The organism is Mucilaginibacter sp., assembly GCF_965277465.1.
Lineage (GTDB): Bacteria > Bacteroidota > Bacteroidia > Sphingobacteriales > Sphingobacteriaceae > Mucilaginibacter.
Map to the genome: position 1 here is coordinate 2,235,184 of NZ_CBDICW010000002.1, position 26,470 is coordinate 2,261,653.

25 protein-coding genes and 2 pseudogenes are annotated in these 26,470 nt (G+C 43.4%); 12 read left to right on the forward strand and 15 right to left on the reverse strand.

From position 1 onward, the window contains the following. Positions 1 to 395 precede the first annotated feature (395 nt). Positions 396 to 725, reverse strand: coding sequence for a helix-turn-helix domain-containing protein (locus ACQY4U_RS22095; protein ID WP_428331637.1), 330 nt, complete (start codon positions 723 to 725; stop codon positions 396 to 398). 420 nt (positions 726 to 1,145) lie between these two features. On the opposite strand from ACQY4U_RS22095, the gene ACQY4U_RS22100 reads away from it, so the two are divergent. After that, a complete protein-coding gene (locus tag ACQY4U_RS22100; RefSeq protein ID WP_428331638.1) occupies positions 1,146 to 1,415 on the forward strand; it encodes a hypothetical protein in 270 nt (89 codons plus the stop codon). Positions 1,416 to 1,470: 55 nt separating this feature from the next. On the opposite strand, the gene ACQY4U_RS22105 is transcribed toward ACQY4U_RS22100, so the two are convergent. The 4 genes from ACQY4U_RS22105 to ACQY4U_RS22120 form a co-directional block, all read right to left on the reverse strand. Then, complete coding sequence (locus ACQY4U_RS22105; protein ID WP_428331767.1) at positions 1,471 to 2,352, reverse strand: tyrosine-type recombinase/integrase; 882 nt, start codon at positions 2,350 to 2,352, stop codon at positions 1,471 to 1,473. A gap of 95 nt (positions 2,353 to 2,447) precedes the next feature. Next, positions 2,448 to 3,881: a cardiolipin synthase gene (gene cls / locus ACQY4U_RS22110; RefSeq protein WP_428331639.1), complete on the reverse strand. Its 1,434-nt coding sequence runs from the start codon at positions 3,879 to 3,881 to the stop codon at positions 2,448 to 2,450. Then, positions 3,878 to 4,816 (reverse strand): metal-dependent hydrolase, encoded by a 939-nt coding sequence (locus ACQY4U_RS22115; RefSeq protein ID WP_428331640.1) that lies wholly within the window; start codon positions 4,814 to 4,816, stop codon positions 3,878 to 3,880. Before ACQY4U_RS22115 ends, cls begins: the two co-directional genes overlap by 4 nt. 6 nt (positions 4,817 to 4,822) lie before the next feature. Next, the gene (locus ACQY4U_RS22120; RefSeq protein ID WP_428331641.1) at positions 4,823 to 5,212 is read right to left on the reverse strand and encodes a DoxX family protein; all 390 of its coding nucleotides are present in this window, start codon (positions 5,210 to 5,212) and stop codon (positions 4,823 to 4,825) included. Between the two features lie 425 nt (positions 5,213 to 5,637). Between ACQY4U_RS22120 and ACQY4U_RS22125 the strand changes: the two genes are divergently transcribed. The 8 genes and pseudogenes from ACQY4U_RS22125 (at position 5,638) to ACQY4U_RS22160 (ending at position 9,351) form a co-directional block, all read left to right on the forward strand. Then, complete coding sequence (locus ACQY4U_RS22125) at positions 5,638 to 5,910, forward strand: hypothetical protein (RefSeq protein WP_428331642.1); 273 nt, start codon at positions 5,638 to 5,640, stop codon at positions 5,908 to 5,910. Continuing rightward, positions 5,907 to 6,677, forward strand: coding sequence for a Ku protein (locus ACQY4U_RS22130; protein ID WP_428331643.1), 771 nt, complete (start codon positions 5,907 to 5,909; stop codon positions 6,675 to 6,677). The genes ACQY4U_RS22125 and ACQY4U_RS22130 overlap by 4 nt, the downstream gene beginning before the upstream one ends. Beyond that, positions 6,677 to 7,132, forward strand: a complete 456-nt coding sequence (locus ACQY4U_RS22135) for a hypothetical protein (protein WP_428331644.1) — start codon at positions 6,677 to 6,679, stop codon at positions 7,130 to 7,132. The genes ACQY4U_RS22130 and ACQY4U_RS22135 overlap by 1 nt, the downstream gene beginning before the upstream one ends. A 17-nt stretch (positions 7,133 to 7,149) precedes the next feature. After that, complete coding sequence (locus ACQY4U_RS22140) at positions 7,150 to 7,617, forward strand: DNA-formamidopyrimidine glycosylase family protein (protein ID WP_428331645.1); 468 nt, start codon at positions 7,150 to 7,152, stop codon at positions 7,615 to 7,617. Between the two features lie 29 nt (positions 7,618 to 7,646). Further along, positions 7,647 to 7,697, forward strand: a pseudogene (locus tag ACQY4U_RS22145) (hypothetical protein); the annotation flags it as partial. A gap of 42 nt (positions 7,698 to 7,739) precedes the next feature. After that, positions 7,740 to 7,922 (forward strand): hypothetical protein, encoded by a 183-nt coding sequence (locus ACQY4U_RS22150; RefSeq protein ID WP_428331646.1) that lies wholly within the window; start codon positions 7,740 to 7,742, stop codon positions 7,920 to 7,922. Positions 7,923 to 7,940: 18 nt separating this feature from the next. Further along, entirely contained in the window at positions 7,941 to 8,717 is a 777-nt protein-coding gene (gene xth / locus ACQY4U_RS22155) for an exodeoxyribonuclease III (protein ID WP_428331647.1), read from the forward strand. Positions 8,718 to 8,922: 205 nt separating this feature from the next. Next, positions 8,923 to 9,351 carry a DUF1810 domain-containing protein gene (locus ACQY4U_RS22160; protein ID WP_428331648.1) on the forward strand — a complete coding sequence of 143 codons (429 nt, stop codon included), beginning with the start codon at positions 8,923 to 8,925 and terminating at the stop codon, positions 9,349 to 9,351. A 471-nt stretch (positions 9,352 to 9,822) separates the two neighbouring features. On the opposite strand, the gene ACQY4U_RS22165 is transcribed toward ACQY4U_RS22160, so the two are convergent. From ACQY4U_RS22165 to ACQY4U_RS22185, 5 genes are read right to left on the reverse strand one after another with little or no spacing between them, the layout of a single operon-like run. Then, positions 9,823 to 10,323: a DUF4142 domain-containing protein gene (locus ACQY4U_RS22165; RefSeq protein ID WP_428331649.1), complete on the reverse strand. Its 501-nt coding sequence runs from the start codon at positions 10,321 to 10,323 to the stop codon at positions 9,823 to 9,825. 14 nt (positions 10,324 to 10,337) lie between these two features. Further along, positions 10,338 to 11,342 (reverse strand): SDR family oxidoreductase, encoded by a 1,005-nt coding sequence (locus tag ACQY4U_RS22170; protein WP_428331650.1) that lies wholly within the window; start codon positions 11,340 to 11,342, stop codon positions 10,338 to 10,340. A gap of 1 nt (position 11,343) precedes the next feature. Next, positions 11,344 to 12,144, reverse strand: a complete 801-nt coding sequence (locus ACQY4U_RS22175; RefSeq protein WP_428331651.1) for an alpha/beta hydrolase — start codon at positions 12,142 to 12,144, stop codon at positions 11,344 to 11,346. Positions 12,145 to 12,163: 19 nt separating this feature from the next. Further along, the gene (locus tag ACQY4U_RS22180; protein WP_428331652.1) at positions 12,164 to 13,261 is read right to left on the reverse strand and encodes an NAD(P)-dependent alcohol dehydrogenase; all 1,098 of its coding nucleotides are present in this window, start codon (positions 13,259 to 13,261) and stop codon (positions 12,164 to 12,166) included. 11 nt (positions 13,262 to 13,272) lie between these two features. Then, positions 13,273 to 14,481 carry a zinc-dependent alcohol dehydrogenase gene (locus ACQY4U_RS22185; protein WP_428331653.1) on the reverse strand — a complete coding sequence of 403 codons (1,209 nt, stop codon included), beginning with the start codon at positions 14,479 to 14,481 and terminating at the stop codon, positions 13,273 to 13,275. Positions 14,482 to 14,588: 107 nt separating this feature from the next. Between ACQY4U_RS22185 and ACQY4U_RS22190 the strand changes: the two genes are divergently transcribed. Next, complete coding sequence (locus tag ACQY4U_RS22190) at positions 14,589 to 16,139, forward strand: FAD-dependent oxidoreductase (RefSeq protein ID WP_428331654.1); 1,551 nt, start codon at positions 14,589 to 14,591, stop codon at positions 16,137 to 16,139. Between the two features lie 201 nt (positions 16,140 to 16,340). Here the strand turns inward: ACQY4U_RS22190 and ACQY4U_RS22195 are convergent. Continuing rightward, a pseudogene (locus ACQY4U_RS22195) lies at positions 16,341 to 16,541 on the reverse strand (SDR family oxidoreductase); the annotation flags it as partial. Positions 16,542 to 16,565: 24 nt separating this feature from the next. Then, on the reverse strand, positions 16,566 to 17,378 hold the full coding sequence (locus ACQY4U_RS22200) for a helix-turn-helix domain-containing protein (RefSeq protein WP_428331655.1): 813 nt from the start codon (positions 17,376 to 17,378) through the stop codon (positions 16,566 to 16,568). Between the two features lie 1,213 nt (positions 17,379 to 18,591). Between ACQY4U_RS22200 and ACQY4U_RS22205 the strand changes: the two genes are divergently transcribed. Both ACQY4U_RS22205 and ACQY4U_RS22210 read left to right on the forward strand, forming a co-directional pair. Then, positions 18,592 to 20,148 carry an FAD-dependent monooxygenase gene (locus ACQY4U_RS22205; RefSeq protein ID WP_428331656.1) on the forward strand — a complete coding sequence of 519 codons (1,557 nt, stop codon included), beginning with the start codon at positions 18,592 to 18,594 and terminating at the stop codon, positions 20,146 to 20,148. A 52-nt stretch (positions 20,149 to 20,200) separates the two neighbouring features. Next, a complete protein-coding gene (locus ACQY4U_RS22210) occupies positions 20,201 to 21,391 on the forward strand; it encodes a TCR/Tet family MFS transporter (protein WP_428331657.1) in 1,191 nt (396 codons plus the stop codon). Positions 21,392 to 21,482: 91 nt separating this feature from the next. Here ACQY4U_RS22210 and ACQY4U_RS22215 read toward each other — a convergent pair whose 3' ends face one another. The 3 genes from ACQY4U_RS22215 to ACQY4U_RS22225 form a co-directional block, all read right to left on the reverse strand. Continuing rightward, positions 21,483 to 21,632 carry a hypothetical protein gene (locus ACQY4U_RS22215; protein WP_428331658.1) on the reverse strand — a complete coding sequence of 50 codons (150 nt, stop codon included), beginning with the start codon at positions 21,630 to 21,632 and terminating at the stop codon, positions 21,483 to 21,485. A 1,181-nt stretch (positions 21,633 to 22,813) separates the two neighbouring features. Next, positions 22,814 to 23,965 (reverse strand): hypothetical protein, encoded by a 1,152-nt coding sequence (locus ACQY4U_RS22220; RefSeq protein WP_428331659.1) that lies wholly within the window; start codon positions 23,963 to 23,965, stop codon positions 22,814 to 22,816. Positions 23,966 to 24,033: 68 nt separating this feature from the next. After that, on the reverse strand, positions 24,034 to 26,418 hold the full coding sequence (locus tag ACQY4U_RS22225) for a TonB-dependent receptor domain-containing protein (protein WP_428331660.1): 2,385 nt from the start codon (positions 26,416 to 26,418) through the stop codon (positions 24,034 to 24,036). Positions 26,419 to 26,470: the final 52 nt, after the last annotated feature.

Here is a 26,470-nt window from a genome sequence, read left to right on the forward strand (position 1 = left end):
GGTTATGAAGAGAAGCGCAATTTCCTTTAAGAGGATAGGGAAAACAAGCCCCCTGTTTAATTATTCATTGGCCTAAGTACATTTTACTACTATCACTTTCAACTTCGTGTAATCGCTTTAAATCGACCATTCGTTTAGATAAGCAGTGTCATTAGTTTTTTTTAACCTTTAATAATTTCTCAATTACTTTTCAAAAGGATTGAAATTCTGTTCTCCTCGTTCCTTGTTATATATGTACAATGTCTGTAACATTGTACATTCAGTTCCAGTTGTGGGACTTTACTTTATTTATGCATGCCCCAATATAATAATTGAGTAAAAGTTGGCATTGGATAAAATCAACAAAAAAGCCACATGCTTTTTTAACATGTGGCTTTAAAATTCAGATTAAAAAGTTAGTAGATAGGTCGTCGTTTTTCAACTAAGCCTTTTTTCTCCAGTACATCTAAATACTTGTACTGAGCTAAACTTTTTTCTATTTCATCTAAATGAAAAAACCTGCCTTTCCCCATTTTAAAGCCCTTTATAATATCCTGCTTCATCCAATTATGAACAGTAGCTTTTGAAACTTCATAGCGATCCGCTAACTGCTGAATACTTAACGGCTTAGGTGCTGTTTCTTTTTTTTCGTCTAAACTATCAAGTAGCTTTTTGAATTCTTCACGAATTAAATTTCTTAAGTCGCTAAACTTTAAAACGGTCGATTCTTCGTAGTAATTTGACATCTCGTTAATTGTGTTAAAATTGTTTGGCTCGTGGTTAAGAGAGCCTAAGATGTCCATCAAATGGACTCATAAGTTTGCTAATGAATTAGCCTTTTGTAGAAATAATAGTCTTTTAGACTATTAAAGTTTTTTAGACTATTAGGCAAAAAGCAGATCATAGTTTATAAACGTCTGCAATGTACATTTAATTGATCAACTTTTATTTATTTCATCTAATTGAATAAATAAATTGTTGTTGTTGTTATTTTAAGTTAATCCTCTTACGTTTGCTGTTCGAATGTCCTATGACGCTACGATAGGTTAAAATCATTTGCTGCTCTACTTGTAGGGTTGTCCACTTAACTCTTTCAACAGAGTTCTAACTCAACATTCACGTCTAAACAAGTTCAGTGAGTGAGTCATTATTTAATTATTTAAAATATGAACAGTAAAATGACATTCATCTATCGAATAGCTTTTACGCTATCTCGTTGTAAGAAAAAAACAATTACGGCAAAGGAACTTGCAAAAAAACTAAATTCTTACGGCTTTTTAACAGGCTATGGAACTGCTTACAAAGGAGGGCGGGGGACTTATACTTTGATTAAAGCTACCTATAAAGCTGCTAAAAAAGTTTTAGGCAAAGCACAAGCTGACTTAATTGCTAATTCATTCACAAAATCCAATGGGGGTTTTGCGTGGGATAAGTAAAAAGAAATGGCGAAGCCGGATTGTCCGGCTTTGCGATTTTTAAATTATATTTCGATCAAGCAATCTTTAAAACATCAGCCCAAATATTGTTCATTTCTGCAAGCTTTACTTTATCGGTTAGTTTAATGTACTTCTTAAATGTCTTATAATCTTTATGCCCTGTAATTGACATTACGGTTTCGGGCCTCATTCCCTTTTCTAGCGATAGTGTTACAAAAGTTCTTCTTGCGGTATGTGAGCTAATGAAATTATACTTTGGTTCTAAAAATTCAACTTTTTCAATTCCCCGGTATTTAGTAATTATAATACTTTCGTTGATCTCGGCCAGCTTTCCTATATCCTTTAGATAATCGTTTACCTTTTGATTTGAAAATAGCTTTGGCAACATTCCATTGTTTTTTATCAATAATGCTTTTGCATGATGTTTCAATGGGATCCTCAAAAAATCTCTCGTTTTTTCAGTAGTGATTTCTAAATAGTCTTCTTTGATGTTTTCGGGCTTTAACCTGCTAATATCTGAATAGCGCAACGCTGTAAAACAGGCAAAGCAAAAATTATCCCTTACTACTTTTAACTTTTCAGAATCTAATTCTAAATTGATTATCCTAAATAATTCGTCCTCTGATAAGTATATCATTTCCCCATCCTCCCCAAATACTTTGAACTTGGTAACTTCATTGTTTGGCTGACAATAACCTCTATCAATACAAAAGTTAATAAACGCTTTAATTGTCTTTATATACTTCCCTATCGTATTATTTAATGACTTATGGGTAATCATCATGTAACTAACAAAACTGTCGTAGAACTGCTGGTTGATCCTGTCAAAAGATAATTCGTAACGTTTTACAGTGCGGAATTTTAACAGGTGATTAAACAGGTAATATACCTGTCGGTTGTTTTTGGGCTTCTCTGGGTTCTTGAATATTCTATGTATTCATTAAAGCAGAAGTTTCATTTCCTAAAATTCGTTTTTTTCGGGCAATGTCGAAAGGGGAAATCAGGACGTTTAAGGAGTGAAATTCGACAGTATTATAATAAGGGTGAAAACAGCCTGCATAGCTTCTCAGGTAACTGTCTGAATAAAGTGCGTTTCGCCCAGTCTTTCGCATTGATCTTAACCGAATGCTTCAGGTCTTCTTCAAACGCATTTCGCAATTCATTGGCCAGCGCCTTATCATACACCATCGCATTAACCTCGAAATTCAGTTCAAAGCTACGGTGGTCCATATTTGCGGTACCGATAATGGCCAGTTGCCCGTCAGCAACAACCGTTTTGGCATGTACAAAGCCTTTTTTGTAGAGATAAACCTCTACCCCTGCTTCCAAAATTTCATTATAAAATGATTTGGCAGCAGCGTTCACCAATGCAGAATCTGATTTATAAGGCACCAACAATTTGATCTTCACACCGCTCATGGCTGAGGCGCAGATGGCGTCGAGAATGGTTTGGCCGGGGATGAAATAAGGTGAAGTGATCAGCAGTTCCTTTTTCGCCAGGCTAATCGTTTGCATCAGCGCATACATGATCACCGGCGTATCGGAATCGGGGCCACTGGCGGCCATCTGGACGATGGCGTTCGACTTTGTTTTTGCGGTGCAAAAGTATTCCGGAACAACGGCGAGTTTGCTGCCCGAAGAAAAGTTCCAGTCGCAAATGAACAGGTATTGCAAGTAGTAGGCACCGGGGCCTTTGATCATCAGGTGCGTGTCCCGCCAGTAGGGCTTTGCCGGATTAATATAGCGGTCGCTGACATTGATGCCGCCAACAAAAGCGGTAAAGCCGTCAATGACGATGATCTTCCGGTGGTTGCGGTAATTGGTTCGATTCGATAAGGCGATGAACCATATCTTATAAAAAGGGAAAGCTTCTACCCCACCGGCGACCAACTCCCTTACAAAGCCGCCCCGAATCCCACGGCTGCCAAAGTCATCATAAATAAAACGCACCTTCACCCCTTGGGCAGCTTTCCGGATCAATATATCCTTAACCTGGTTACCGATGCCGTCATTCTCGAAAATGTAATATTCCATGTGGATATGGCGCTCTGCTGCTTCCAGCGCTTCCAGCACCTGCGGGAATTTTTCTTCCCCGTTCAGCAAAAGGCGAACCTCGTTGTTGCCGGTCAGCGGGCTATTGTCGTGCAGCAGCAGCCGGGCAAGTTCTTTATGGCTTTTGACTTCCGCTTCGCCGCTTTCCCAGGTTTTTTCGGATTCGTGGATGATCTTATCGCGGATCTCAGCCAGCAGCTTGTTATCGGAAATGATCTTTTTACTGTAGAGCTTATTCTTGCGGTAATTAGCGCCTACCGCAAAATAAATAATGATACCGATGCCGGGAATCAGCATGGCAACCAGTAAATAAGCAAGGGCCTTACTGGTCGAATTGATATCATAGAGAATACGCAAGCAAACGAATATCACCAGTGCGGCGTACAAAATGCCGCCTAAAAGTAACCAGTTCATCGGCCTGCGATCCTTTCCAGGTATTGTTTGATGCTGCGGCTGTTCCAGCCTGCCAGCCTGCCTTTTTGTATAATCATGTTTTCGCTTTCTTTATCGTCCAATGGATAGCTTAATACAAAGGGTGCGTTTTTTGTTTGCCAACCTTGTATCTGGCCGAAACGGATGACATTAAAATAAGTGTGGCCACCCGATTCTAACAAGGTATAATAGCCATCCGCGAAACGCGCCAGGTAAAGCCCGTTCACCGTTAATAGCTGTTTATTCTGCGCGTGAAATTCATAAGCAACTGGTTTTTTATCGAATACCGACTCATAGCCAGTATAGTAACCTGAATCTGTTTTTTTTATATCATACCAGAGCAAGGTATTAAATGGCGCGGGAGTGGTCATGGTAGCTGTTGGGTCCAGTCTTGACTTGCAGCACGCTGCGATACCAACGTATAGCAGAGACAGCGCAATACCACCAAACGCCCACCTTCTACGCCATTTTACTTTGAACAACAAAACAAAGGTCGCGATCAGTAACCAAATCGTAAACAGCGGGTCGACCACGAACAGCAAATGAAACGAGTATCTTGTATGCACAAAAGGTTCCAATAAGCCGGTGCCATAACTGGTGCAGGAATCCAGCAGGTCATGCAAACCCAACTCCACGCAGAAGAACACCCCAAAAGCGCCAAAACCAATACTGCAATACCACCTATGAAAGAGCCAGGCAAGTAACAAACCAACCAAAATTGCAAAGGAAATAGAGTGCGTAATGCCACGGTGAAGTAATAGGGCTTGGTCACCGGGTTCGAATAAACCGAAAACCGTGTCGATGTCCGGTAAATTCGCCGCAAGTGCGCCAAAAAGCATGGCTTTTTTTCCGAACCTGCGGCCGAGTAAGATTTCACCGGTGCAGGCGCCTAAGGTAAGGTGGGTCAGGGGATCCATTAACTGCTAATTTTTAGCATACTTTTCCAGGCCCAGTACACCAATACCGGTTGGAAGAACAGCCCGGCTAAGCGGTTTGTTATCGGTGTCAAGCCCAAACGCAGAACGCTTATGCGTGTATTGCGATATATTTCCCGGGAATATCGCCGTGAAAAAGGTGGCAGCAATATTTCCAACGGTTTCTTTTTGTTTTTTAGGGGCCAGTGCAATAGCGCTGCCCAAAGCAATCTCCACGATATCCGAGTAAACAACCATATCATCTTTTTTGAGCGGCACCCAATCGGGCACCTGCGCATTAAAGTCTTTCCGCGCAAAAGTGAGGTGGTTCATGCCAGCAAAGATCAATGCGCTGCTGAGGGCGTTGAGGGCCGCTGTTTTCAGATTTTCGTCTTTCATATACTATTTGAACAACGTGGGTGGAGTTTTGTTGACAAGTGTTTTATTCTCAAATCAACATAGATATATCCATTGATATTTCAGCCGTTTATATAGTGTTGGCCTGGTAAAAAGCCTCAGTTCTTTCAGCCTGGCCAACTGGCTAACGCGTGGGTAATAATCGGCCGCGCCTTTGGGATCAGCGCCAGCGCATCAATTCCTTTTTAAGCTAATAAGGCGTTGCCATCGTGGGCCCGCTGCCTACACTCTGGCGGCAATAGTTCTGTAAGGAACACGGCATCCTTTTACATGTGTCCATGTTTTGGGCGATGCGGAAGTTGTCATTTACCCCATCTCCTTCTTGCTGTGGCGAAAAACTATACAATTCCTCTTTTTGTTTTTCATAAAAGCTTAAACAAAAGCAAGTTGAATCAGTTATACTATTTATGGAAAATTACCCGATTACCATTAGTAAGGATAAAGACGTGCACCACTTCGAGGTTGGTGAATACGTGCATCATGATGAAGATAAATGTAAATACAGGGTCTTTGAAAATGGCGCCTATGTGGCCAGCTTTACCCCGGACGAGCATGATTTTTTACATATCTGCCAGAATCCTGGAAACCTGGATGAGGAATTGCTTGATCTCCTGGCTGACCAGATCGAGGCGCACCACCCGATGGGTATCAATGATAACATTAGAAAATTAAAACGATGAGAAGTATTTGGACCGGCTCCATTGGTTTCGGATTGGTAAGCATCCCTGTCAAATTGTATTCCGCTGTACAGGAAACCCGGCTCGATCTGGATATGCTGGACAGCCGCGACCACGCACATATCAAGTTTCAGCGGGTCAACGAAAACACGAAAAAGGAAGTGCCTTATGACAAAATCGTAAAGGCTTACAAATACGATGACGATTATGTAGTAGTCGAAGAAGCGGACTTTGAGGCGGCAGCGCCGGAGAAAACCAAAGTGATCGAGATCGAAAATTTCGTTGAGATGGCTGCGGTCAACCCGATGTATTATGAAACTTCCTATTATACTGCACCCGCGACTAAAAAGAATAAAGCTTATGCCTTGCTGCTTTCCGCGCTGAAGAAATCAGGTAAAGCCGGTTTGGCCCGTTTCGTATTGCGTAGTTCAGAAAGTTTATGCGTAGTACACCCGGTTGATAACGCATTAGTAGTAACACGCATCCGTTTTGCCCAGCAGATCCGGGAACAGGAGGATCTGGAACTTGATGAAAACGTAACAGTAAGTGATAAGGAACTGAAAATGGGGCTGGCGCTGATCGACCAATATACTGAGCCGATGGAACTGGCGAAATATAAGGACGAATACCATAACGAACTGCTGAAAATTATCGAACAAAAAGCGAAGGGTAACCGCCCAACCATTAAAAAACTGAAACCTGCTAAAGCTAAAGGGGATGACCTGTACGACCAATTGATGAGTAGTTTAACCGCTAAAAAAGGAGCCTGATGAATCAGATAGAGAAAACTGCGCTTACAGGGATCGGGGGAACAACGGTCATGACGGCTTCAAGTTACCTTATGTCGCTGCTTGCAGATGAAAATTTCAGAGAGCCGGAACACCTGGAAGTATTAATTGGACGCCTGGCGCCTCATCTTTCTAAAAAGGCTAAGGTACTGGCCGGCTGGGGGGCGCATTTTGCCATGGGCTTTGTCTTCGCTTCCGTTTATGTAGAAATGTGGGAGTCTAAAAAGATCAAACATAATCTAAGGAATGGATTGCTACTTGGATTGATCAGTGGTGTGCTGGGATTTTTAATATGGAAAGCAACTTTTAAGGTATATCCCTTACCACCCTGGCTCAATTTCGACCATTACTATTTGCAGCGCATTCCGGCCCACGTTGTCTTTGCTGTCGGAGCGACAATAACCTACAGGTTGTTGGAGAAAGAAGATTCACAATAGCAGATAAACTATCTAACATGGCTGAACTACCTGACTTAACGGTTTTCGCGCAGATCCTCTCCCGTAAATTTAGAGGTGAGGTTTTGGACAAAATTGAAGTGACTGTTGATAAAAAGTTGAATGTTCCGGTTGCTGATTTAAAATCCGCATTGGAGGGCCACGAATTAAATAGTGTAAGCCGGGAAGGCAAGACCTTGCAGTTACACTTTTCGGGTGACCTGATACTCGGCCTTCACCTCATGTTGCGAGGGGAACTGGTAGATCTGAATGATGATGAAACGCCCAGGTTCCAGATCCTGGCATTCCATTTTAAAAATGGTAAAGGCTTCGCCGTTATCGATCTGCAAAAACAAGCAACATTGACACTTCAGCCAAAACCGGTGGCTGTGCCGGATGCGCTTGATCTCGACAAAAGTTATTTTACCGCCTTATTGGCAAAAAAACGAACGGTTATCAAAACCTTGTTAATGGACCAAAGGCCTTAAGAGGTATCGGCAATTCCTATGCGGATGAAATCCTTTATGATGCCGGGGTATCGCCATTTTCTATTGCGAAAGCAATTCCTACAAAACAGGTCACCAAAATTTACCACAGTATCCAAACCGTTTTGGAAAAGGCCATTCATGATATTGCCGAAGCTAATGGCGACAAACTCACCGGGGAATTAAAAGATTTTATGAACATTCATAGTCCAAATTTAAAAATCACAGCAAAGGGAGAAGTCATCGAAACTGAAAAGATCGGCGGACGAACTACCTATTATACTGATGCCCAGGAACTTTTTGTCTAAGCAATAGTCAACATAACGATGAAGATCGCAACCTACAACATCAACGGCATCAATGGCAGATTACCTACCCTGCTGCGCTGGCTTGCCGAAACAAAACCTGATGTCGTTTGCTTACAGGAACTCAAGTGTGAGACTCATAAATTTCCGGAACATGCGCTGCTCGGCCTCGGCTACCACGCCATCTGGCATGGACAAAAAAGCTGGAACGGCGTGGCTATTCTCTCCCGGTACGGCGAAATTAAGGAAACACGAAAAGGATTAGACGGCGAGCCGGAAGATAAGCATAGTCGTTATATTGAAGCCTTTATTAACGGAATAGTGATTGGCTGTTTGTATTTGCCGAATGGCAATCCTTTCCCCGGACCTAAGTTCGATTACAAGTTGAGGTGGATCAACCGTTTGCAGTTACATGCACAAAAATTATTGTCTTTTGGCCTACCGGTCGCGCTGATCGGAGACTATAATATTATGCCTACGGAACAGGATACTTATAAGCCGGAGAAGTATGTTGACAATGCACTATTCAGGCCGGAAGTGCGCAAACTTTGGCGGGAACTGGTTAATGCCGGGTGGACGGATGCAGTCCGGGAATTATATCCTGACATGCGCTTCTATACTTTTTGGGATTACTTGCGCAACGCTTACGGTCGCGACGCAGGTTTAAGGCTGGACCATTTCCTGCTGAACGAAGCTTTACGTTCACGGCTTTTATCGGCTTCGGTAGATAAAAACGTTCGGGGCTGGGAACATTCCAGCGACCATGCGCCGGTATGGATTGAAATTGCGGAATTTTAAATAATTTTATCGCTTTCAAGGGTTATAGCGTTAAATGATCCAAACTGTAATCGTCTATGGTTATTACTGAAGAATCATATTATCGTTTTATTAGTTGCAAAAGCTAAAACTTTAGTTGGCAATAGTTTGTCCCGCCAAGAGATTGACTATCGAAACCATTTGACTAAAATATCGAGAATGTGCCTTTAAATTGTTGCTTAGAAATATGGACTTGAATAGATTTTTAATAGCCCAGGAAAGGGATTACGAAACGGCATTGGCAGAAATCAAAAGCGGCCGCAAGCGCAGTCACTGGATGTGGTATATTTTTCCCCAGATTGCGGGCCTCGGTCTTAGTGACACCAGTAAATTTTACGCCATCAAAGACCAGGCGGAAGCCGAAGCTTATTTGCTCCATCCCATACTCGGGACCCGCCTTATTGAAATATCCAAAGCTTTGTTAGAACTCGAAGATAACCACGCAACTCGCATTTTTGGAAGCCCGGATGATTTAAAGCTTAAATCTTCGATGACCTTATTCGCGGCTTTACCCGACACTGATCCTGTATTTACGCAAGTTTTGACAAAATACTTCAACAGTATTAAAGATTGGGAAACCCTGCGGCTAATTAATCTGTCTACTGCCGCAGGGTAATTCACCATTTTGCTTTTCAACGGGTCGGTAGTTGGTGAGGATATATTAGCGCCATTTCCGTCGGTTTCAGTTAGCTTGCCTGCCCGGCCATATCTCATATCATAACCTAACCCATTCGGGTAAGCTCGAAACGACCTACTTAAGGCCTTAGCTTTTCTCTTTCTTTTCTTTGGCAAAATGCACACGCGCCTGTTTCAAACCAGTGGCGATAGCCTCGCCTTCATTACCGGTCGTCTTTAGTACTTCATTGGCGATTTCAGTCGCTTTTCGCGAATCTTTTTGGGTTGATTCTTATAAGATGGCGGGTAATCTCCGTTATGCCATGGCATGGTTCCTCCTTTTTTAAATTGTTTACAAACTTTTAATAGTTAGGTTTACCGTCTGTTATACTACTATTTCAAGCAATTGCAGATTTATTAATAGTCGAATTCACAATAACAAAACTTAATTTTTGTAGGTATTGCGGACGACTTATTTCATCGATTTTTCTATAATTTTAATATGTTGCAAATGCATTTTTAACATTGGCAGCATTTGTTGCGCCCAAGTCCTTACCGCCGGGTCTTTCCCTGTAGTAGCATAGTTTTCAAACACCTGAACCGTATTGACATGGCCTGCTGACATCCCGTGTACATAGGCCGATTCAAAATCAGGGGCTCCTGCTAATAATAAATCAGGTTTTATCCCGCTAGTGGCGGCCGGAGGAAGACTAATATTGAGCCTCTTAGCTAAGGCAAGCAATTGCTGTTCAGCCTTGCTATGATCTTTGATCATCATTTGTGCGAAGCCACTAACCTCCGCATTTTTGGCTTTTTGCAACGCTTGTTCGCCCGCACTTACTTCTTGTAAGTTCTTGATACTGGCTACGATCAAAAAATGCTTCGCTGTGGTGTCCGGATCGGGCAGCGGAATTTGGGCGTGGACAGCAATGCTGCCCAGCGCTAAAAGTATAATGATAATTGCTTTTTTCATGATTTATTAATTGATTAAGGTTGACCAGAACCTCCAGAGGAGCCATATACCTGCCCGTTCGCAAAACTTGCGTCAGCAGCCGCTAATTGTACATAAATAGATGCTAATTCAGCGGGTTGTCCGGGCCTGCCCAATGGGGTCCAGCTTCCAAACATTTGTTGTTTTTCAGGCTGTGCCCCACCGCTGATTTGTAAGGCGGTCCAGACCGGTCCAGGTGCAACACCATTAACACGAATACCTTTTGGGCCCAATTGCTTGGCCAGCGACTTAACGTAATTCATGGTTGCGGCTTTGGTTTGCGCATAAGCGTAGAGATCGGGAGAGGGATCATAAGCCTGTTCAGACGTTGTACCGATAATGGCTGAGCCTGGCGGCAAATGCGGCAACGCTTCGCGAATGATCCAGAATGGCGCGTAAATATTAGTCTTCATGGTGGAATCAAACTCTTCGCTGGTAATGTCGACCACCGAATTGATGGATTGCTGCCTGCCGGCGTTATTGACAATAATATCCAATCCTCCCAATCCGCTGATCGCTTTTTGAACAAGTTCCTTGCAAAATGCTTCACTTCGAAGATCGCCAGGAATAGCGATTGCTTTTCGACCTTCTTTTTTAACCAGGGCGATTACCTCTTTTGCATCGGCTTCTTCAGTTGGATAATAGTTGATCGCCACATCAGCTCCTTCACGCGCGTAGGCAATCGCAGCCGCACGGCCCATTCCAGAGTCGCCTCCTGTGATTAGCGCTTTTCTACCCATTAAGCGGCCCGAACCTTTATAGCTCGTCTCACCGCAATCCGGAACCGGGTCCATTTTGCTTTGTAATCCCGGCCATGGCTGCGGCTGGCTTTTAAAGGGTGGTTTTGAAAATAGCTTTGTTGGGTCGCTGATCTTCGCCGGCCCATCATATTTGGTTTCCATTTTTGTTCCTCCTAAGACCGGCGATACCGCAAGCGCAGCCATCGTGGTACCTAACCCGGCGACTGCCTGCCGACGGGTTATTTTATTTTCTTCGTTCATTTTATTGTTCCGTTGAGTTTGTATGATACTGGTATTCTGCATATTCGGCTAACCATCCGCTGATATAATCCGCTACTTCTTCCCAGCCGGGCTGACCGCAGATCCAATGGCCGCGGTTAGGAAAAGCTTTGAATTCCACAATGCTCACCTCATCCGTATAAGCCTCGGCATTTCTATGGTTCAGTTCATATGGAATGATTTCGTCTTCCTCCCCGCCGATAAATAATAACGGCGCGTGCGGGAGTTCCGTATTAATTTGGCCGGCTTCACCCATACAGTCACGCAATACATTCCGGCTGTCATGAGTAGCAGTTTCCTCGAACGCGATTTTGGTCTCGTCCATATTCATCGTATTACAGAAAGTATCATGGAAGCTTTCCAGATCAGTATAGAACGGTTCATTTCCTTTGAAAGGATTGGCGATCAGGGCGCTGTTCTTCATAAAACCCCAATCGAAAGCCAGCATGGCGTTTGGCGCTACCGAACTGATCGGAACCCCGATTTCAGCAAGTCCTTTCCGGACCAGCAGCTGCACGATCAGGCCGCCTACTGAATGTCCGATCAAAATAGGTTTTTCCGGTTGCGCAGTTACGATCCGTTCCATATGGTCAGTAATCGTTTGCAGTTCGAGATCGCCCAGGCCTTCCGGCGGAAAGGTCCGCAGGTCGGCAGGTACACCCTCATGCAAAGGCCAGGCCGGCGCGATACAGTTATAACCTTTCTCATTAAAATATGCGATCCATTTTTCCCAGCTTTTGGGATTCTGGAACATGCCATGTATAAAGACAATCGTTTTTTTCATAATGATATTTGTGGCGTAATTATTTAATAGATTTAAGGTCAATCACATAACGGAAACGGACATCCTCATCCTTCATTTTTTGATATGCTTCATTGATATCTTCGATATTGATCATTTCCACGTCGGGAAGAATGTTATGCTCGGCGCAGAAATCAAGGACCTCCTGGGTTTCCGCGATGCCTCCGATAAGCGAACCGCCTACGCTACGCGCCTGGCTGGCGAGTTCCATATTATTCAATGGCGCTTTATAAGGAGCCAGCAATCCAACTGTAACCAGATTACCCCGACGGTGGATCAAATTGATATAAGGGGTAATATCAAAAGGGTCAGGGATAGTTACCAAGATAAAATTGAAATATTTAGCATATTGCTTCATTTCTTCTTCATTTTCTGAAACGATCACATGGTCTGCGCCAAGCTGTAAAGCAGGGCCGCGTTTTTCTTCCTTAGTGGTGACGGCGGTTACCTCGGCACCCATCGCTTTGGCTATTTTGACGCCCATATGTCCCAGACCACCAATACCAACAATCGCCACTTTATCACCGGCTTTAATGCCCCAATGGTTCAGCGGCGAATAAGTGGTTACCCCTGCACAAAGGATGGGGGCCGCTTTGGCGATGTCCAGGCTTTCAGGCATTCGTAACACAAATTTTTCTTTAACCACCAGGTTACTGGAATAGCCTCCGAAGGTATTATAGCCTGATCCGTCAGCCATAAAATAGCCATTATAAGTCATCGTCGGTCCATGGGGATGCTCGCAAAATTGCTCTTCGTCGTCGGCGCAAGCCGAACAATGCTGGCAACTGTCAATCATGCAGCCGACACCTACAACATCTCCAACTTTAAATTTGGTTACAGCCTCGCCCGTGTATGTTACTCGACCAATTACTTCGTGGCCGGGCACACATGGATAAATGGTATTTTTCCAGTCATTCTCTACCTGGTGCACATCCGAATGGCAAACGCCGCAATAAAGCGTTTCTATTAATACCTCGTCAGCTTGAGGAGGATTGCGTTCGAATTCCATCGGTTTAAGCGTTTCGCCACCGATCAAAGAACCAGAAGCGCCGTACCCCTTAGTTTCAATTTTTGCTATGGCACTTATTGTATTTTCCATGATGATGCTAATTAGTTCTCGATCTTAACTGGTTCTGTGTTTTCTGTCGGTTTTTGTTGTTCCCATGGTTTTAGGACCACCTTCACGCAATCTTCCTCTTTCTTGTCAAAAATCTCGTATCCATGAGTAACCTCGCTTAATGGTAAACTGTGACTGATGATATCATCTAATACCACCTTTTCTGTTTTCACCAAATCGATCAGGTGGTCTATATAATTCAAAACCGGTGCCTGGCCCATTTTTAAGGTGATACCTTTATCAAATAAGCGATGTAACGGAAAATTATCATAAGTAGAACCATATACACCCATGATGGAGACGGTGCCCATTCGGCGCACGGCTTTAAATGCCATATCTAGCACCTTCATGCTCCCGACTTCGAAATTGATCAGGGCTTTCGCTTTATCCATGATGTCGCGTTCCGGCTCAAAACCAACTGCATCTACGCAAACGTCAGCACCGCGGCCATTAGTCATGGCACGGATAGCCTCTACAACATCCACTTCATGCGGATTAAGGGTTTCTACCTTGTTGACTGCTTTCGCTTTTTCCAGGCGATAATTAAGCGGATCAATAGCGATTACGCGGCTTGCTCCATTCAGCCAGGCTGCTTTCTGCGCCATCAAACCAACAGGGCCGGAACCAAAGATGGCGACAACCTCACCACCTTTCAGTTGGGCCCAATCAATTGCCGACCACCCGGTCGGGAATATATCGGTCAGGAACAAGACCTGTTCGTCTGTCATGTTTTCCGGCACTACACGTGGGCTGATATCCGCATAGGGTACACGAACATATTCAGCCTGTCCGCCTGAATACCCGCCGTACAGGTCAGTATAGCCAAACAGTGCGGCACCTTTCTGATCGGCCATATCGCCGTTTGGCCCGTAATGTTTGTAGTTGGAATTTTCGCAGCCGGGTGAAGCTCCATGGGTGCAAAAGAAACAATGCCCGCAGGCAATAGGGAACGGCACTACCACACGGTCGCCCTTTTTTAGTTTAGTAACGCCTTTTCCCACTTCCTCTACTATACCCATAAACTCATGGCCCATGACCATCGGTTTAGTTTGCGGCACACCGCCGCTGAGAATATGCAGGTCTGAACCACATATGGCTGTGGACGTAACCTTTAAAATAACATCCGTGTCCTGTTCCAGTCGCGGATCTTCAACGGTATCATAACGGATATCGCCTGGTTTGTGAAATACTGCTGCTTTCATAGATGTTTTTCATTTTTGATGTTTATAATTAACTGGAAGGAAATTTATTTGTTTAAGAATATTTAAAATAATCCCAAACAGATTATTAAGGATTTTGTAATAGAAATATGGCAACGAAAAAAGAACCCAATATTTTCCGCGACGGAGCACAGCAAAGCCCTTGGCAAAGTGCTTTATCTACTGTAAATCGGCATAAAGCCATGGGGCAGGATACTGTTTATGATGCTATTATTATAGGCGGCGGCATAACCGGACTTACAGCCGCATTGTTATTGCAGAATGCCGGGGGCAATATCCTGCTGGCTGAGGCGCACACGATTGGATTCGGAACTACCGGTGGGACAAGTGCACATATCAATACCTTCGCAGATACCACTTATAAGGAAGCGGAAAGTGCTTTTGGGAAAGAAGGTGCGCAACTTTTTGCAGATGCTATCAATGAAGGTTTTGGACTGATTAGTTCCAATATTAAAAATTACCGGATCGAATGCGATTATGAAACAAAAACAGGCTTTTTATATGCCGAAGATGAAAAGCAGGCCGACCAACTGGATGATATATTTTCCGGGGCTAAAGCAGTTGGTGTCGCCGTAAACTACACGATCAAAGTCCCAACCCCGCAAAGTTTCCAGGCCGCGCTGGAGTTTGAGAGGCAGGCGCAATTTCACCCTACGAAATATGCTCTTGCTTTGGCTAAAGCCTTTACCGATGCCGGTGGTATTATTTTACAGCATACCAATATAGAACGCGTAGAAAAGGAAGATGAGAACCACATCGGTATATCCGGGGGTTTAAAGATCAAAGCGAAAAAGGTGATCTACGCTACGCATATTCCGCCTGGTATTAACTCTTATAGCTTGCGTTGCGCGCCTTATCGTAGTTACGTTCTCGGTGTTAAGCTGAAAACAGATACCTACCCGGATGCGCTGATCTACGACATGCAGGAACCTTATCATTATTTCCGAACACATGAGATCGACGGTGAAAAATTATTAATTGCCGGAGGAAACGATCACAAAACCGGGCATGATAGTCCGGAGAAAGCGTTTGCAGACCTGGAAAAATATGTACGTAAAAACTACAATGTATCATCCGTTAAATACCAATGGTCAAGCCAGTATTATGTACCTGTTGATGGTTTCCCTTATATTGGGCAAATGCCGGAAGCCTCAGAAGGTGTTTATTGCGCCACAGGGTATAACGGCAATGGGATGATGCTGGGTAGTATCGCCGGTAAAATATTATCTGATCTGGTTCAGGGGAAAGCTAATAAATATGAAAAAGTATTCAGTCCTTCAAGGTTAAAGCCCGTTGCAGGTTTTAAAGCTTTTGTTCAGGAGAATGCAGATGTCGCCTATCATTTTGTAGCGGACAGGTTCGGCATTCATGAAACAGATTCCCTTAAAAGAATGCAGCCTGGCACGGGAAAGTTATTAGAGATAGATGGAAAAAAAATCGCGGCTTATCGTGATGATCAGGGGGAAATATTTGCGCTCAACCCTGTTTGTACCCATGCCGGTTGTATCGTCAACTGGAACGGCGAGGAGAAAAGTTGGGACTGCCCTTGCCATGGCGCTCGCTATGATGTCCATGGACAGGTGTTGACCGGACCGGCCACGCTCTCACTTGCCAAAATTGATTTTAAAGATAAGCAATAGGATTAAGCATATTGAAGTGTGAATATTGTTTACGTCTGCTCCGGGAAATAGTCGATGTGTGAAAAATGCTGACATATCGGCTATCGTATCGTTAAACTATAAATAAATGTCTTGCTATCTATAGTTGTTAATGTGTACAGGAGAGAGGAAGACTTCATCAGCTTAGCCTTTTATTGTCAAAATAGCGTTCAAAAAAAGTAATTACCCGTTAACAACTTCTCCTCCGTTGACATGAATTACCTGCCCGGTAATGAACGACGCATCATCCGACGCCAAGAATACAAAGGCAGGACCGAGTTCGGAGGGCTGGCCGGCTCTTTTCATGGCCGTTTCTGAACCAAACGAGCGGATCTTTTCCTGGTCAAATGTTGCCACTATTATCGGCGTCCATACAGGTCCTGGGGCGACTGCATTTTTACCTCAGATTTATATCAACGCGACAATATCAGCGTTCCAGTCAATTTTGCGAAGTTTTGAATGCCGGGCAAAGGCGGCCGGAGAAGTTCCGCTATACCTTTTGAATTCCCTGGTTAGATGAGACCTGTCTGTGTAACCAAGATCCTGCACCAGTCTTGCAATGTTTGAATCCGGGTGTAACCATAAAAGATTCCTTACCTTCTCAAATCGCATAAGACACGATATATCCTTAACAGAATAGCCGGAGCATTGCTTAAAATTTCGTTCCAGTGTACGTACTGTAGCGTGAGCTTCGGCGGCCACCTGGCTTACACGAATAGTGCCGTGTTTTCGCTGCATGGCAATTCCGGCTTTAAGTAATAAACTGTTTGCATTCAAACGTAATCGCACATTGAGGAAATAGCGCTTAACCATGTCCAATCCTTCATCTAAGTTACCGGTTCTTATCTGAACAGCTAAGGTATCCCGAAGCTCTGCTAGAGGATGATCAAATATGTGCACATGGTCCTTACCTGGAGGCAATCCGAGTAAATCAAATACCGTCCATGGAAAGCATCTCACTCCGATAATTTCCAGACAATTTTCACTATTAAAAATAACCGGCTTGTTCAGCAACCCGACCATAAATGGTGACGGCAACGCCTGATATAAGCCATTATAAACTGTGCTTAAATCGCTTCCGAAATGAAATATAATTTCGGCATAGCTGTCAGGTTGAACTTCAAAACTGGATCGCATATCTTCAGCATCCCTTTTGTTATACCAAAAGCATTTAATTATATCCCGTAGCTCTTCAGGAGGTTCAAATTCTTGATGCCGCATTTGTTAAAGATACAATATTTTCAAATCATCGATAAATATTAAGGTAATTTAATGACACCTCAACCGAAAATGCAGGACACTAAAAATATTCCGTTACCACAATTTTTCCACTAGTCCGCAGATTGATATTAGATTTTGTGCATGTGCGGTATCCTGCAGGTGAATCGTACGGGGAGATCTAACCTTGATTTTGACGGCCTCCATTAGTTCTCTGCCAAATTCCAATTTTCTATCAGCGGATTCCAAATTGATGAACTTGTGCACATACCTGTTATTTCGAGATAGTTCGGCCGATGAAGAAATTGCGGCGCATAGCAATTTGCCACCACGCTCAATAATTTTAAATGATTTTCCTATTTTTTGCCGCCAACCAGATCAATCACCCAGTCGTTATTTTTAACCAGCGCACTGAAATCTTGATTTTGTAATTAATAACCTTGTCTGCACCATCTGATTTGCAAGCGGAAGCGTTCGCGCTCACGAGCTAAAAGGTTTTGATCGCTTGAACTATTACAGGGTCTACCCTCCTGCAGCATTAACTATAAGTAATTATTATAACAGCTGTATTTGCTCGCCTGCTGTCAGAAGCAATAGGCAGGTACGAACGAAGTAGCCAAAGGGGCGGCTTCTATCTAATCAATTTGTTCGGATTAATCGCCGCCTGATTTTCGTGAACAACAACATATACGGCATAGGTTTCGTTAAGAGTGGTGGTAAAAACTTTATGCAATACCTTGAATTGTGTAAGGCTACGTGAAATCTGCTCTATGGGCCTGACAGCCATCTTCAGCGGATAGCTCGCAGACAAAGAGGGATATGCTCCTTGACTGCTCCGCGACGAATTGGTATCTCTAACAAATTAACTGTTATCGCTGAAATCTTTATTAGCAGAAATTCATCGCCTGGCTCGGGCCTTTCAACTTTAGAATACTTCAGCACCTACATCACCATGCACTGAAAAATTTATCTTATTCTTCATAATTTTAATTTGAGCCCCCGAGGATGGTCGCGGAATGGCGTAAAGGCCAGGTTTACTGTGAATTCAGTAGATAACAATTCATCCAATAACTACTATAACAAAATGTTGACCGAATCCTTCTGATAACTGCAGAGACTTCAGGAGTCGCTAAAAATGGTGCTGTATATTTTGTCGTGTTTATACAAGTTTTGGAAACAGGCATTTTGATAATTTTGCGGCTAAATAATTTATAATATGATCAAAATTGAAAAAACCGATGTAACAACAAGTCAACCTATATACGATGTGCTCATATCCGGCGCGGGTCCTGTTGGTCTTCTTCTAGCCTGTGAGCTTGCGCTTGCACAATGTTCAGTTCTCATACTAGAAAAAGCAGAAAATCCGCATTCACCTTTAAAGCAGGTGCCCTTTGGGATTCGTGGCCTTTCTGCACCTACTATCGAGATGCTTTACCGCCGGGATATCTTAAAAGACCTTGAACTACATAAAAAGGTCAATGACTCTCAAAAAAGCGCGGGAGAACAGCAGAAATCAAAGCCCAGGCGTCAGGGTGGGCATTTTGCGGGCATTCCATTTTTGGACAGTAATATTGACCAGTCGCGATGGAAGTTTCGCATTCCCGGTTCTACTGATACCAGTCTTATTTCAGAAATGGCAGAGATAGAACGTGCCCTGACCCGGCGGGCTGAAGGCCTTGGCGTAAAGATCAGGCGCGGAATTGCGATAAGCGGATTCCATCAAAGCGATGATTTAATAGCTGCGGAATCAAGCGGAGAAACATTCACCGGCAAATGGCTTGTAGGCTGCGACGGCGCCCGCAGCGCTATACGAAAAGCGAGCGGGTTTAAATTCGAGGGTACTGAACCTGAATTTACAGGCTATTCCATTTCAGTGGATCTGGCTGATCCCGAGAAACTTCAGCCTGGCCGAAACGTAACACCAGATGGGATGTATATGCAATCACAGCCGGGCTATATTGTGATTCAGGACTTTGATAGAGGGGTATTCCACGACTCCGGTCTGCCTATTACGCTTAAACACCTGCAGCAGGTACTTCGCCGCGTGTCCAACACGGATATAGGCATCAAAGAAATATATACGGCAACCACCTGGACTGACCGTGCGAGACAATCCACCCGCTACCGCGACAGACGGGTGCTACTAGCTGGCGATGCCGCACATATTCACGCGCCTTTAGGCGGCCAGGGACTTAATCTCGGACTGGGAGATGCCATGAACCTTGGCTGGAAACTTGCGTCAACTATTAAAGGTAGAGCTCCGGAAGGTTTATTAGATACTTATTATGCGGAGCGTTTTCCAATCGGCGAAAAGGTGCTCGAATGGTCGCACGCGCAAGCCGCGGTGATGGATCCGAGCCCGCAAGGACGGGCGCTAAACGCAATCATCCGCGACCTCATGGACACTGTCGACGGTGCTACTTATTTTGCAGGCAGAGTTTGGGGTGTAAACTTTCACTACGACTTCGCCGGTGATCACCCGCTGGTCGGACAGAGCGTTCCCAACTTTCAATTTAAAGCGGGTAAAAGCATTGGCGAACTTATGTATGATGGTAGGGGTATCCTGCTTGACTTCGACATGAATGATACACTACAAAATCTAGCTAATGAATACGTGAATGAATTTAATTATATCGCTGGTAAAGCTAATGAGCAATTAGGTTTGGGAGCACTTTTGATACGGCCTGACGGAATTGTCGCCTGGGCCGCCGATCAGGAGCATCCTGATCCTGAAGGCGCAAAAAAAGCTGTTGAGAATTGGTTCCTCAATTAATACTATCGTTTACAAGAGTTGAATTCACTGCCTTTTTTACAGGATCCGCTACATGAAAAATTCCCTGATCGTTATTTTTACCGCTATTGCGCTCGATGCTATCGGCATCGGTCTAATCTTTCCCATCCTGCCCGGCCTTCTCAGAGAAGTGACCCATGCTGGAAATATAGCAGCATACATAGGTATTACAACGGCCTCATACGCTGTTATGCAATTTGTCTTCGCACCTGTTCTTGGCGCACTGAGTGATAAGCTTGGACGCAGGCCGGTATTGCTCCTGTCATTGATTGGCGCATCGATCAGTTATGTATTTATGGCATCTGCAACAACGCTTTGGATGCTATTTATCGCACGTGCCATCGCCGGATTGACCAGCGCGAATATAGCAGTTGCGACTGCATATATAACCGATATAACACCCGAAGAAAAAAGGGCAGCTGTATTTGGAGTATTTAATGCCATGTTTGGCATTGGTTTCATCATCGGTCCTGTGCTTGGTGGTATTTTGGGAGATTACTGGCTTCGGCTCCCATTCATTTTTGCGGCAATTCTTAACCTCTGCAATACGTTACTGGCGCTGTTTTTACTTCGGGAATCACACGAGCCACAGCGAGGCAGAATAAACCTGTCAACATTGAATCCACTACTACCAATGAAATGGGTTATATCAATGAAAAGACTGGCACCTCTCATCATTCTGTTTTTTATTTTTGCGCTATCAGGTGAAGTTTATGGTACGTGCTGGACGCTCTGGGGCATGGATACATTTAAATGGAACGGTTTGTGGATAGGACTTTCGCTGGGCACGTTCGACGTCTGCCAGTCTCTTGTGCAGGCTTTTCTAACTGGCCCGGCTGTAAAGCTGCTTGGAGAACGTCCGGCTATCTTGGGGGGCCTCGCGTGTTCATGCTTTGCTTTGATAGTGATGGCTTTTGCGAAACAAGGATGGATGATTTTCGCTATTATGCCCATTTTTTCGCTTGGCGGCATCGGCGCGCCAGCGCTGCAATCACTGGCTACAAAACAGGTCGGAGAAGGACAACAAGGGCGATTTCAGGGCATTTTATCATCAGTGGTCAGCATGGCAGCAATTCTGGGGCCGATTGTTTTCTCTTCCGTTTATATTCTGGTTCGAAAACAATGGCCCGGCGCGATTTGGCTTTCCGTTGTTTTTATTTACATCTTCAGCATGCCTTTAGTAAGCAGATTGCGCCTTAAAAAGCAAGATCGCGATTTCATCTGACGGAATAGTACCGTCGAATAAGGATGGTAAGATATTTTCGTAGACAAGCTGTTCTCATAATAAAAAACGATTTTAATCTTTAAAATTTCGTTCAAAACCAAAAAGACGTATTGTTATTACGTGAGCCATCAAATCTTTTGCCCGCTCCGGCCAACTGGAATTTTGATCTTAATGATTGCGACAAGATCTTGCGTATTGATTCTGCCGATACGGTAGGCGAAGCAGTAATTGATATTTGCAAAACTGGGGTTTTCAATGCATCGAACTCGCTAACTAAAATATGCAACGAATGGCTGCTCTTGCTATTACCATTAAAGATATTACAAAAAAGGCCTCTGCAAAATTATGGTATATCTTGAGGTGACACACTATGCCCACAGGAGCTTTTTTGTATATTACAGATACAGCGCACCATCGCCTGATAGTTGTCAACGGTGAAGGCTGGTTTATTGAGGTAGACCTAGCCTCTATTACGGAGAATTGCAGAAACCTGCTTGAATATAGTCAAGGTCTTCACAAGCCAGTAATTCTGGTTACATCTCAGTTTCTTCAGCTTGAAAAATTGTTTCTCGATTGTTTGAAAGCGCTCCTGAGTAAAAAGACAGCGTTTTTCAGGAACGTATTCAATTAGCAGTATTACAGTCCTTTATTTTTTATCAGCCAGAATATATGAGCAGAAAGTTAAAGGAGTATCACTCTCACCTAATGGGAAATTTGCGAACAATTTATGCAAATTTTAAAATGGGATCTGCTAAAGGATCAGGCAACATGGAAACAAATGGTTTGCTCATTACTTATTGATACATCATGAAATTGTTCTTGAAGCCAAGCGGCATTTCTACCATATGTATTTGAACGTTAAAGAATTTGCCCATCTATTCGGCTACGCAAATTTTTCTTACTATCATCGCCTATAAAGTTAGTGTTCAATTACTATATCTTCTTAGGTGCTGCATCTCACCTTTTAATAATGGTAAATTAGGTAATTCAATTTGCCGGCATCAAAAAAATCACCTTTCTGTATCGGGCACCTATTAATTAGCTGGCAGAAGCGGAAGTGTATAACATGAGGACTATCTCCTTTGTCATTAACATAAAGTCTGTAACAGATTACAGATTTATTAATTTTTAAGAAATTTTATGCAAAATAATTTTTAAACAGTTTATGAGCGCGTTCAGTTACACCGTGGTAGAAAATATCAGCATTTCTTCAACCGCTTTCCGGATATTTTCATCGTATTGCTTTGCATATGATCGCCTCGTATCTTGGCGCTTTAAGAGAGACTAAAGTGGTTGGAAGTTACTACTCTCAAAAATAATGTTTAGACTATTTGCCACTCTTTTAACGGGCTTATACCAATCACAATCGCTATTTCTTTTATTATCATAAGTAAGCTTTTGTATCCACCATTTCCATGCCTTTCAATTTGTCAGCGTAATTCCGCTTAAATTCCTGAGCCTGGCAATAATGCCCCAACTATAAAAGTTATTTACCACACCAATTAGCAGTGTATTTGAACCGGCTTTAAGAGGGATGTTGACCATCGAATTATCAATATTTAGGCATCCGTTCGGAAATTTGGCGAGCGGAAGTCCGAATTGATTTTTATCGGCATCAATTAATTTATTATTCGCGAAAACATAGACTTCATCACAAAAACCAAGTTGCATCTGCATAACCTGATCCTTTGTTGAATTAATGGTGGTTTTCAACCAAACGTAACGGCTGGTGTCGCTTGCTCCAAATTTGCGGGATAAGTTGACAACCCCGCGCCTTTCCGCAGTAATCCCGTTCCATTGCGTGGAGTCTTTGGGCAGATCACCGGTTGTTAGTTCTCTTCCTTGTCCCTTGATCCTTGAGGAAGTAACATCCCATTGCCGGATATAATTCATATCGTGTTTAGTAGGGTCAATTCCTTCCAGGGGAGATATATTTCCTACATCATTTGGCTTAATGGTCAAATTTGCAAAATAGGCAAGCCCGTCAAATCCGATTGTTCCTGCTTTGCTGCTACTTTCCAATCTTGGAATTTCTAAAACGGGCTCATTCATATCATTTACATACATGCGCATTTGCATACCGGAAACTACCAGCTTAACATGGTTCCATTCCTTGTTGTGTACAGGTGCCGGCCCATCATAAGGCGACATCATATTAAAGAGCAGCACACCGTTTACAACCGGTGCATATTGGATATCATCGTTGTCGCGCTTGCTATCATCCCTTTTGGTTCGCAGGTAAACGTATTCGCTTTCCTTTACATTCTGCTGACGGAAGTATATGCCTATCGGACCGAAGCCCCTTGTTTCCGCATCGATCGGCTGCGTATCGAACTCGATGGTGCCATTAGTAAAGATTAATCCTTTCAAATTGATTTGTCCGCCGTTGGGGTGCATTTTAATAGCTTTTACACCTTTGTAAGTGACAAATTCCGCTTTTGCACCGGTAGTATCCCACCTGGAAGTTTCAAAAGGAATGATTGTTGATTTTTGATTGTTTTTGAGCTGGGCATTGCAGCCGAAGCAAAAAAACAGCATTAAAGGCGCGGTCAGGAATAAGTTTTTCAAATCCATGTTTGATGATTTTGGGATAAAGGAACACATATTTCAGGGAGGAATTTCCTTTTTTCTTAATAAGAAATCTAATGCGCCCTTTTTTTTTCGTCCTCATTTGAAGTTTCCCTTTTCTTCGCATCCTTTACATTCTTACCGAATTTGTAGCTAAATGACAGGCTAATATTTCGTGTATCGCCTTTCATGAGTGAGCCATTATCCTGGTTCAGGTAGTGTGAACTCACATTAAATGAATTTCCATAGAAAATATCACTTGCGGCCAGTTTCACCGTTCCGTCATGAAAAACTGTTTTACGGATACCGAAGCTAACATCATAAGTTCGTGCGATATCAAATATTCCGGCAATATGCGGCGTGTTATACCAAGCGTTTAATTCTGCTTTCAACCCCGCACCTTTGTTTATGGTAAAGGCTTGGTCAACGGTCCCGCTGAAAGTTAACTTATGGTAATCGTAACTTCCCTGCAAGTATGCTGACCTTTCAGTTTGCCGGGAGAAATCAGCCGTGGCGTTAACCTCCCACCATCCTGCCGGATTAAATGGCGCTGAAAGGCGGACACCTGCGTTCGAACTGAAGCCGAGATTTTGCTGGGTAGTATAAAGGAGATGATCCACGTTATCCTGTACCGTTGCGTAGGTGAACATGTCATGTGTAACATTGTAATAACCTGTGATGTTGTACTGCTTCTTCCAGGTATAGCCAAGTTCTATATTCTGAACAAATGAAGGCTGTAATGCAGGATTTCCCTCAACAAATGAATAAGGTGTAACATAGGTTTTAAAGGGGTTCAGCCTGAAATATTCGGGACGCTGAATACGGTAGCTGTAGGTCAGTTGCAGATCACTGTTGTCGTTTAGTTTATAAATCACATAAGCGGTAGGGAAAAGCTTAAAGTAACTACGTTTATTTAACGAATCAAGTGTAGCTGAAAAACCCCGGCTGTTTGTGTATTCACCGCGTAAACCGCCTTGGAATGTCCAGTTACCTACGGTTCCATTAATGCTGGTGTACAATGCTGCTGTATTTTCCGTGTAGGTAAAATGATCGCTCTGGTTACTGGCCAGAACGGGTACCGCACCTGCGTTGTTAAAATAATTAAAGGTATTGTCAGTTTTTATGCTGCTGTACTTTATTCCTGATGTCAATGTCCAGCGCTTAAATAATTTGCTGGTATAATCTGCCTTTCCCGAGTATATATTGATACCCTGAGTGGTTGGGGTATATATATGATAAGGGGCTGATGCAGGGCTACCGTCAGGCAGGAAGGAATAATTATCCAGAAACTGCCTGTTAGTTGACCTAAATGGAAGGTAATCAAAATCTACGGTCAAACTTTTTCCGGTTGTATCGATTTTCAGCGTATAATTCGCGTTAAACCCGATCTGGGTGGTATTGCTTTTACTGTTCGTTATGGTATGAAGCAGGGAATCAGGTGTTGCGTTGCTGCCGCCTGCTACGGAAGTGTTGGTTTCGCTATGCCCGTTACCAGCCGCATTATAGCCGGTAACCAGAAATCCGATTACCTGGTTTTTACTGAGCCGGTAATCAGCCCCAAGTTTATAATTATTGACTGCTGATTTCCGGTGATTAACAACATCACTGTTCCAGAAAGAAGGATTACCTGGGGTATTGTAGTTTACAAAGTCTGTTTCTTTATAATCTTTATCCCTGTTGCTGTAATTGTAACTGCCGAAAACATTCAGTTTATCCTTACGGTAATTGAAAATCGCCCCGGCATTATAGCTTCCATAGGTCGCCTGTGTATAGCCGGAATTCAGGGTGACATTCAATCCATCCGATTTTGATTTTTTGGTTACGATGTTAATGATCGCCCCACCTTCTGCATCATATTTTGCCGGCGGGTTTGTAATGACCTCTATTTTTGAAACCGCGTCTGAGGGAAGCCCCTGAAGATAGGTGGTCAGCTCATCGGCCGATAAATGCAGCGGCCGGTCATCGACATATACCGTTACATTTTTTTTATCAGCAGCCAGTGTATTGCCGCTGTTCAGCTGAACGCCCGGTGCTTTGGTCATGGCATCCCAGGCACTTCCGCCGCTGGCGACAATGCTGTTTTCTACATTAAATACGACCCGGTCAATTTTTCTTTCAATAACCGGTCTCGCGGCTGAAATGGTAACCATGCCTAACTGCTTTGCATTTTCCTCCATAATAATAAGCAACGTGTCTTTAGGCAGCGTAATAGACTTTATAACGGGCTTATATCCAATAAGTGTGGCAGTGAGGGTAAAACTACCGCTACTCTTTGTATTCATAGTGAAGCGCCCTGAATCCGCAAGCGCATAAGTCGCCGCATAATTTTGCTGGCTCAAAGCTATGGTTACCGCATCAAGCGGATTCCCCGACCGGTCGGTGACCATTCCCTTAATCCGTGTTTGAGCGATTAACAAAAATGGCAGATTTAAAATGAACATTATCAGTAACTTTTTCATACAGCAAACCTACCACGGGTTAAGATAAAGGCGGGTTAAGTAAGATTAAATA